Origin of the sequence: Methylobacterium sp. Leaf361 (genome assembly GCF_001424445.1) — a bacterium.
In the GTDB taxonomy this organism is placed as follows: Bacteria; Pseudomonadota; Alphaproteobacteria; order Rhizobiales; family Beijerinckiaceae; genus Methylobacterium.
This window is the reverse complement of sequence record NZ_LMPY01000037.1, coordinates 20,039-28,505: the sequence shown is the minus strand read 5'-3', so window position 1 is coordinate 28,505 and position 8,467 is coordinate 20,039. Positions and strand designations below refer to the sequence as shown.

The window sequence follows — 8,467 nt, the reverse complement described above, 5'->3', positions numbered from 1 at the left end:
GGGCCGGGCGACGCTCAATCGGCGCAGGGCCTTCGGCTCAACCCGCCGACGTCGACGCTGCCACCCCTCCCGCGCGAGCGGGTTCGTTCATCCACCCATTTTGGACGTTCAGATGGGCGCGTCGTGGTGGCAGATGCTGGCCGAAAGCGGAACAATCGCTTCGGAAAAGGCCGACCAGAGATGCGGACGGCCTTCAATCGATCCGGATCGGAAAGGAACGGAGCGAAACGCGTCACTCATAAGCAGATGTCCTGGCCTTGACCGAGAGCCTCCGGTTCCATCCCGGCGGCTCGAGCGGCCAACCGGCATAAGCAAGCGTTAACCCTTAAGACAGATGTGGCGGACCATGCCTCAGGTCACTGTCGCGGTGTCTTGCCAGGCTGCGCCAAGGACCCTTCGCGCGCTTGCATAAGCCACCTGCAATCTCCAGCGTGGGCGCAATAGAATGGCCGAGATGTCCGTCGATGAAGCTCTCGATCGAGCCAACGCCGATATCCAAGCGGGACGGCACCAAGAAGCCAGAAATCTTCTGGAGGCGATACTCAAGGTAGAAGACAGAAACCCTCGAGCCTTGATCGGACTTTCGGTCGTCAGCTTCCAACAAGGCGACCTGCCGAACGCGGTCAACTACATCTCGGCAATAGTCCTGGAGAATCCATTCGACAGCGACCTCCTCGGCACGTGCTCGGCCCTTCTGCGGAGCTTTTCCGTCGAGGAATTCGCCGATCGTGTCGAAGCGATAAGTGATGACGCCAAGAAGGATGCGCGGACAATAACGGCGTGCCTCAACGGTTTTCTCAACATGGCGGATTTCGGATCCTCGGGCGAGGCGATCGTGCGCGTCCCATCCGAGATCGCTAGCGCGATCCACTTCATATCGCTCGACGCTCTGTCTGTAGGCTCCAACAGATCGAAGTTCGGTCGGTACTCGCCTATCAACTGTGTCATCGCTCCTACCGCGGGAGACTATGAATTCCGCGAGAAGCACTTCATCTACGCGTCCTCACTGCTGGAGGACAAGCAGGAGGTCCTCGAGGCGTTCGGCCTCCGGGATCTGGCACGGGTCAAAGCGGTTCACAAGGTCAAAGCCAAGCGCATGTCGGATGCCCTCGATGAAATCGGGGTCTCAGGTCTCGACTATTTCAAGAGCGATCTGGAGGGCATAGACGGCTTGGTCCTGCGCGACGCCCGGCAGCACATCGCCGGGGCCGCCGTCGTACAGGCCGAGCTCCGTTTCATGCCGGCCTACGAGGGGGAGCCGCACTTCGACGAGACCGTCGCCTACATGCGCGGACAAGATTTCGAGGTGCTGCATCTGACCAATGAGAATTGGCGGTACGCGACCCGGCACAGGGATCACATGGCCAGAGGTCGGACGGTGTTTGCGGATACCGTGTTCGTGAAGAATATCGACACGTATCTATCGCTTCAAGGACGCTCGACCGAGGCCGTGGTTCGATATTGCCTCGCCTGCGGCGTGTCCGGCAACGCAAACTATGCCGAATTCATACTCGAGAAGCACAAGGAACTCGTCCCTTGTGATCTCGTCGCCGCTCTCGTCAACTACCTGATACCGAAGGCCCGCTTCGGTCAGCCTCAGTTCGCCAAGACCCGGCTCGGTCATGTCGCCATGTCGTGACCGGAATTTCCAGCCTCACGCCCTGGAAGGCTGCGGCGGCGGGCCATCCAGGGCGATCAGATCGACGTTCCGCGCCTTGAGGACGCTGAACAGGCCTTCCAGTTCTCTATCGCAGGGATCGTCCACGATCGCGGCTTCCGGCGTGTCCTCCTCCAGCCACGCCTCCGCATCCTTGTTGGAGGAGAACCCGAGCGGGTCGTAGCCGAGTCTCTCGAGCAAACGGCACGCCCGTCGCCGCCGTGCGGCGCTACGGGAGAGGGCCAGGGCCGGAGGCCGGAGCGGACGAGCGGCCATCACGCGGCCTTCCGCGACTTCGAGGACGTCGCCTTGCCCGCGCCGCGGTTCGAATTTAGCCGCGACCGCTTCGAACCCGCCTTCTTCCGGGCAGCGGCCGGCTGAGCGGAGGATCCACCCTTCTCGGAGTCGATGCTGCGCCTGAGGGCCTCCATCAGGTTCACGACGTTGCTGGAGCTCGGTGCCGCCACCTTCGATCGACCCTTGCCCTTCTCGGGCTTCTTCGCCTTGCCCTTGACCAGCGCGATCAGCGCTTCCTCGTAGCGGTCCTCGAACTTCGACGGATCGAACTTCCTCGTCGACCGGGCGATCAGCTCCTCAGCCAGGGACCGCATCTCGTCGGTCGGATTGCCGTCCGGCATGTCCTCGAAGTAGGCGGTGGGCGACCGGATCTCGTCCTGGTACCGCAGCAGGGTCGCCAGCAGGCCTTTGCCGTAGGGCTCGATCAGGACGATGCGCTCCCGCTTGTAGATGACGATCCGGCCCAGGCCCGCCATCCCCTTCTTCCTCATCGCATCCCGGATGACGGCGAACGCCTCGCGCGAGACCTTGTCCTCGGCCGCGAGGTAGTAGGGCTTGTCGAGGTAGCGCTCGTCGACCTCCTCGCGCTTGCAGAACGCCTCGATGTTGATCGTATGCGTGCTTTCCAGCGCGATCTCGCTGAGCTCCTCGTCCTCGACGGGGACGAGGTCGTCCTTGGCGACCTCGCAGCCCTTCACTTGGTCATCGCGGTTGACACTCTCCCCGGTCACCGAGTCGACCAGCAGCTGCTTCACGCGGTTGCCGGTCTCACGGTTGATCGTGTGGCACTTCAGGTCCCGCGACGAGCTGATCGCCGGATACAGCCCGACGGAGCAGGAGACGAGTGAAAGTCGCAGGTGCCCCTTCCAATTGGCGCGAGATGCCACCGCAGCCTCCAGAATTCGCACAAGTATTCGTCGCCGGCGATGAGTCGATGCGATGCCGACCACGAATTCGGCGACTCAACGAGAGTCGCTCTCGACTCGTTCCTGCACAGTTTGCCCTGTGGATAACTTGCGAGATCTTGCCTGCCCCCGCAGTCGAAGCGGCATCCCGGAACCGGCGATCGGCCGCGCGGTTTGCCGGAAGTCATGTCCGAACTCCTCAAGCCGTACCGCGAGAAGCGGGACTTCGAGTCCTCGCCCGAGCCTCGTGGGCGCCGTGGCCGGAAGACCGCCAAGGCGCGCTTCGTCGTCCAGAAGCACGACGCCCGACGCCTGCACTACGATCTGCGGCTGGAGATGGACGGGGTGCTCAAGAGCTGGGCCGTCACCCGCGGGCCGAGCCTATCGCCGGCCGAGAAGCGGCTCTCCGTCCGCACCGAGGACCACCCCCTCGACTACCTGCGCTGGGAAGGGGCGATCCCCAAGGGCCAGTACGGCGGCGGAACCATGATCGTCTGGGACATCGGCTCCTGGGAACCGGTCAGCGATGCGACCGCCGGTCTCGAGAAGGGCCACCTCGAGTTCGTTCTGCACGGAGAGCGGCTCGGCGGCCGTTGGCATCTCGTGCGCATGAAGGGTCGCGGCGGCGAGAAGAGGCAGCCGTGGCTGCTGATGAAGGCCGAGGACGAGCATGCCCGCCGCGAGGGCGACATCCTCGGCGAGCACGATGCGTCGGTCCTGTCGGGCCGGACCAACCGCGATCTCGCCGCCGGCGGCGAGATCAGACCCGACCACGCGGCACGTGCGAAAGTTGCCTTGACGCGCGTGACGAAGACCGCCTCGGCCCGGTCCCCGCGCGCCCGCAAGGCCGTGCTGCCGCCCTTCGTCGAGCCGGCCTTGGCGACCCTCGTCGACGCGGCGCCGACCGGAGAGGGCTGGCTGTACGAGATTAAGCACGACGGCTACCGCATGCAGGCGCGCATCGACGGAGGTGCCGTGAAGCTGTCGACGCGATCCGGCCTCGACTGGACGGCGAAGTTCGAGCCGATCGCGAAGGCCCTCCAGAAGCTGAAGCTGCCCTCCGCCCTGATCGACGGCGAGATCGTCGTCGAGAACGCGAGCGGCATCTCGAGCTTCGCGGCGCTTCAGCAGGCCCTCGCTGACGGCTACACGGGCGCGGCGCTCTTCTACGCCTTCGACTTGCTCTACATCGACGGCAAGGACATCCGCGCCCTCCCCCTGACCGAGCGCAAGGCTCTGCTGCTGCAGAGCCTGGACGATGCGGGGTCCGCCGACCGGATCCGGTTCAGCGAGCATCTCATCGACGACGGTGCGGCCATGGCCCGCCATGCCTGCCGCCTCGGGCTCGAAGGCATCGTCGCCAAGCGGGCCGACGCGGCCTACCGCTCCGGACGAAGCGATCTCTGGCGCAAGGTGAAATGCACCGGCTCCCAGGATTTCGTCGTCGCGGGCTTCATGCCCTCAGGCACGGCCCCTAAATCCGTCGGCTCGTTGATCCTGGGAACACACCAGGATGGCACCCTCGTCCACGTGGGACGGGTGGGTACGGGGTTAGGCGACGCGGTCGCGCGCGAGCTCTGGGTGAAGCTGGAGTCCCTGCGGATCCCAGCGCCGCCGTTCGACGCCGAACTGCCGCCCCTGGCGCGCCGCAATGCACGATGGGTGGAGCCTCGTCTCGTCTGCGAGGTGACGTTCCGCGGATGGACCGCCGACGGTCAACTGCGGCATGCGTCTTTCAAGACCATCCGGACCGGCGTGGCGCCCGACGGGGTCGCGCGGAAGGCGGCGCCGGCGCGCTCACGGGCGCCGAAGCGGAGAACCGCGGAGTCGACCGTGACGCTCACGCATCCAGATCGCGTGCTCTGGCCCGACGTCGGCCTGACGAAGGAGGGGCTGGCGGAGTACTACGCCGAGATCGCCGAGCGCATCCTGCCGCACGTGATCGACCGGCCTCTGTCGCTCGTCCGGTGCCCGGCTGGCCTCGGCTCGTGCTTCTACCAGAAGCACGGCTGGTCCGGGATCGACGAACGCCTTCTCCGCGTCCTCGAAGGCGGGACCGGGAAGGCGGTCGTGATCGGCGACCCGGATGGCCTGCGCGCCCTGGTCCAGGCGAGCGTCCTGGAGATCCATCCCTGGGGCGCGACGGCCGCGGACCCGGATCGGCCGGACCGCTTGGTCTTCGATCTGGATCCCGGGGACGGGGTGGCCTGGACCGACCTCGTCGCCGGCGCGCTCGAGGTCCGCGAACGGGTGCGAACGTCGGGATTCGGCGCCTTCGTCAAGACCACCGGCGGCAAGGGACTGCACGTCGTCGTCCCGGTCGAACCGAAGGCTGGGTGGGATGAGGCGAAGGCGTTCTCGAAGGGGCTCGCCTCCGAGATGGCCAGGGACGCGCCCGACCGCTACGTCGCGACCGTGTCGAAGAAGGCCAGGGACGGTCGCATCTTCATCGACTACCTGCGCAACCAGCGTGGTGCGACCGCGGTCGCGGCCTTCTCGACCCGCGCCCGCGCGGGAGCGCCGGTCTCGGTGCCGGTCGGCTGGGACGAACTCCCGTCCCTCGGTTCCGGAGCGCGCTTCGACGTCGCCACCCTGCCCGGTCGCTTGGCGGCGCTCGGCAAGGATCCCTGGGCCGGCTTCGAGCGTGCCGCGCGGCCTCTGGAGGCATCGGGAAAGCGCGGGCGTCGACGAACCTGACTGGCCTGTCTGTATGGACTTGCCGTCGGCTCGTGCAAGGTCAGCGTGGGCCGGGCAGGCGATGAGCGAGATAGCGGACGGTCTTGGCTCCGCCGAGAATGGTGGCTGCGCCGACCTCCTCGAAACCGAGCCGGGCGTGGAAGGCGTCCGAGCTCGGGTTGGGCGGCATCGAGTTGACTTCGCACACGATCAGGTCGTGACCGGCCTCGCGGGCCTTCCGGAAGAGATCCTCGTAGAGCCGCCGCGCATGGCCGAGGCCGCGGGCAATGCCGGCGACCACGACCCGGTCGACGTACACGAAGCGCGGGTAGCGACTGCGGAACCATAGATAGTTCGGGCTCGCATAGGTCGGATGCCGCTCATCGAGGGCGATAAGGAAAGCGTCATTGCGGCCAATCCGGCGTACGTGGAAGCTCCCCGCCACGAGCTCGGAGAGACCTTCCTCGTCGAGCAGGGAGAGCTCGGCCGCGTGCGCGTTGTTGAGGGCCAGTATCGTACTCGTGTCGGTCGATGAGATCTGCAGCAGCGATGTCATGCACTCTCGCGTGTCGTCGGCCGAGCGTTGTACGCCATCCCGACTGCAAACTGGATCGAGGCAGCCGTTGTGGTCCCAGCGCGGATCGCAAGCTAGGTGGCCGGGACTTGGGAGTTGCACCTCTCGCTCTGGCATGCATTATACCAGTGACCTGACGCATGGGTCGTCCTCAACGCACCTCGCGCCCTCGTCAGAAACGTCGGGGGCGTTTTTTCTTGGGAGCGGTACGGCCGGCAGCTTCGGATGGAAGCTCGACGAGGTCTGCGGCGGCGGTCCTTCGGCCAGGAAGGCGCGATGGACGCTCTCGGTCGCCGGCGACACGATGATCGCGTCGATCGCACGCGGCTTCAAGGCCGGCGAGCCGTTCACCCTGAAGCGCTGCGCCACGAGGTAGCCGGGAAGCCGAGCCTGAGGCCCGGCCGGCTATCGCTTCCCGCCGTTCGGGTCCATCCATGGGCGGGCACGCCCCTCCCCCTGGGTGCGAAGGAGCTGCGATGAGCCCGCACGACTACACGTGGCTCCTGTTTGCGACGCCCACGGCCGTCGCCCTGCTCGGCGCCTTCGTCTATGTCGCGATTGGTCTTCAGGACCGGATCGACGGCCGCTGCGACCGGTAGACCGGGCCGCTGGCCCTGCCCACGAATGGTGCGCCTGTGCCGGGCGCATGGGGCGGCATCCCCGGGCGGAACCCGAGGTTCCGGATCCTGTTGTGGGATCGGCGAGCGCAGATGCCACTTGGCCCATCGGACGCCCGCCCTTCGGAAGGATCCAGATCGGGCACCTCGGCACCATGAAAGCAATCGTCTGTCTGTCCGCCGTCGTCGTCGCATCGACGCCCTTCGTCGGCACGCCCGCCAGGGCCGACGATGCCGAGGCGGCGCGCCTGTGCCGAGGAGACGCATTCAAGCTCTGCCTGAGCGAGATCCCGGACCGTGACCGGATCACGGCCTGCATGGTCCGGAACAGGGCGCGCCTGAGTCCGGGCTGCCAGACGGTGTTCAACAAGCCGTCCCGGCCAGCCACCGTCGAGGCCGCCAGCCACACGATCCGCTGAGCAGATGACGGTGGAGGGTATCCTCCGAAGGTCAGCACCTGCGGCCGTAGGATCGTGACGCCCGCCTCCCCGCCCATCCCATGGCTGGATCGAAGCTGGAACTGTCGATTACCGAAGCGCGCCGCATCGCGCTGACCGCCCAGGGCCTCGGCATGCGCCCGCTGTCGGACGGGATCGCCGTCTCGCGGATGCGTCGGCAGATAGGCCGCCTGGGCCTGCTCCAGATCGACAGCGTGAACGTCCTCGTCCGCGCCCACTACATGCCGCTGTTCTCGCGCCTGGGGCCCTACGACCGCGGCGCCCTCGATGCCCTGGCTGTCGCAGGCTCGAAGCGCTTCTTCGAGTACTGGGGTCACGAGGCGTCCCTCCTGCCGATCGATCTCCAGCCTCTGCTGCGCTGGCGCATGGACCGCGCCCGCCAGGGCCACGGCGTATGGAACCAGCTCAAGGCGTTCGCGGGCGAGCGGCGCGCGGAGGCGGACGCCATGCTCGCCCGGATCGGGCAGGAGGGCCCGCTGGCTGCCTCCGACGTCTCGGGCCCGAAGGCGTCCAAGGGCATGTGGGTCTGGAGCGATGCCAAGCACGCGCTCGAATGGCTCTTTTGGGCAGGACTCGTGGCGTCGACGCATCGGAGGGGCAGCTTCGAGCGCGTATACGACCTGCCCGAACGGGTGCTGCCCCGCTCCGTCCTCGCCCGACCGACCCCGGCTCCGGTGGACGCCCGGCGCGAACTCGTCGCGCGATCCGCGGAGGCGCTCGGCGTGGCGACCGCGAACGACCTGCGCGACTACTACCGCCTTTCGCCGACCGAGGCGCGCCTGCCCATCGAGCAGCTCGTCGAGGAGGGCGTGCTCATTCCCGTGACCGTCCGCGGATGGCAGCAGCAGGCGTACCTGCACAGGGATGCCCGGCCCGGCCGCCGTCACCGCGGCGCGGCCCTCCTGTCGCCGTTCGACCCGCTCGTCTGGCACCGGCCACGGACGGAGCGCCTCTTCGGATTCCGGTACCGCCTCGAGATCTACACGCCCGCCCACAAGCGCGAGCACGGCTACTACGTGCTGCCGTTCCTCATGGACGGCGCGCTGGTAGCCAGGGTCGACCTGAAGGCGGATCGACGGGCCGGGGCGCTGATCGTCCTACGCGCGCATCAAGAGCCGGGTGCGCCGGCGGCTACGATGGAGCGGATACTCGCGGAGTTGCGATTGATGGCCTCGTGGCTCGGCCTGTCCGACGTCGTGATTTCGTCGACAGCCGGGCTGGAGAGCCGCGATCACCGGGTCAGTTCCCGGATGAGCGACCGGGCGGCGATGGAATAGCCGGCG

General features: G+C 66.9%; 8 protein-coding genes. 5 read left to right on the top strand and 3 right to left on the bottom strand.

All coding sequences use genetic code 11. From position 1 onward, the window contains the following. Positions 1-445 precede the first annotated feature (445 nt). A complete protein-coding gene (locus ASG32_RS22940) occupies positions 446-1,639 on the top strand; it encodes a tetratricopeptide repeat protein (protein WP_082558013.1) in 1,194 nt (397 codons plus the stop codon). A gap of 15 nt (positions 1,640-1,654) precedes the next feature. On the opposite strand, the gene ASG32_RS22935 is transcribed toward ASG32_RS22940, so the two are convergent. Both ASG32_RS22935 and ASG32_RS22930 read right to left on the bottom strand, forming a co-directional pair. Then, on the bottom strand, positions 1,655-1,858 hold the full coding sequence (locus ASG32_RS22935; protein ID WP_020096268.1) for a hypothetical protein: 204 nt from the start codon (positions 1,856-1,858) through the stop codon (positions 1,655-1,657). Between the two features lie 74 nt (positions 1,859-1,932). Next, positions 1,933-2,841 (bottom strand): Ku protein, encoded by a 909-nt coding sequence (locus ASG32_RS22930; RefSeq protein WP_029359445.1) that lies wholly within the window; start codon positions 2,839-2,841, stop codon positions 1,933-1,935. 204 nt (positions 2,842-3,045) lie between these two features. On the opposite strand from ASG32_RS22930, the gene ligD reads away from it, so the two are divergent. Next, positions 3,046-5,556, top strand: coding sequence for a DNA ligase D (gene ligD, locus ASG32_RS22925; RefSeq protein ID WP_056531154.1), 2,511 nt, complete (start codon positions 3,046-3,048; stop codon positions 5,554-5,556). Between the two features lie 40 nt (positions 5,557-5,596). On the opposite strand, the gene ASG32_RS22920 is transcribed toward ligD, so the two are convergent. Continuing rightward, positions 5,597-6,091, bottom strand: coding sequence for a GNAT family N-acetyltransferase (locus ASG32_RS22920; RefSeq protein WP_056531151.1), 495 nt, complete (start codon positions 6,089-6,091; stop codon positions 5,597-5,599). Positions 6,092-6,585: 494 nt separating this feature from the next. On the opposite strand from ASG32_RS22920, the gene ASG32_RS35685 reads away from it, so the two are divergent. The 3 genes from ASG32_RS35685 (at position 6,586) to ASG32_RS22905 (ending at position 8,461) form a co-directional block, all read left to right on the top strand. Beyond that, the gene (locus ASG32_RS35685) at positions 6,586-6,708 is read left to right on the top strand and encodes a hypothetical protein (RefSeq protein ID WP_280141603.1); all 123 of its coding nucleotides are present in this window, start codon (positions 6,586-6,588) and stop codon (positions 6,706-6,708) included. 173 nt (positions 6,709-6,881) lie between these two features. Then, entirely contained in the window at positions 6,882-7,145 is a 264-nt protein-coding gene (locus ASG32_RS22910) for a hypothetical protein (protein WP_020096262.1), read from the top strand. Between the two features lie 80 nt (positions 7,146-7,225). Further along, complete coding sequence (locus ASG32_RS22905; RefSeq protein ID WP_020096261.1) at positions 7,226-8,461, top strand: crosslink repair DNA glycosylase YcaQ family protein; 1,236 nt, start codon at positions 7,226-7,228, stop codon at positions 8,459-8,461. Positions 8,462-8,467 lie beyond the last annotated feature (6 nt).

Excerpts from the sequence above, each read along its gene's own strand:
- ligD (WP_056531154.1), top strand. The coding sequence starts at position 3,046 with ATGTCCGAACTCCTCAAGCCGTACCGCGAGAAGCGGGACTTCGAGTCC.
- ASG32_RS22910 (WP_020096262.1), top strand. The coding sequence starts at position 6,882 with ATGAAAGCAATCGTCTGTCTGTCCGCCGTCGTCGTCGCATCGACGCCC.
- ASG32_RS35685 (WP_280141603.1), top strand. The coding sequence starts at position 6,586 with ATGAGCCCGCACGACTACACGTGGCTCCTGTTTGCGACGCCCACGGCC.
- ASG32_RS22920 (WP_056531151.1), bottom strand. The coding sequence starts at position 6,091 with ATGACATCGCTGCTGCAGATCTCATCGACCGACACGAGTACGATACTG.
- ASG32_RS22940 (WP_082558013.1), top strand. The coding sequence starts at position 446 with ATGGCCGAGATGTCCGTCGATGAAGCTCTCGATCGAGCCAACGCCGAT.
- ASG32_RS22905 (WP_020096261.1), top strand. The coding sequence starts at position 7,226 with ATGGCTGGATCGAAGCTGGAACTGTCGATTACCGAAGCGCGCCGCATC.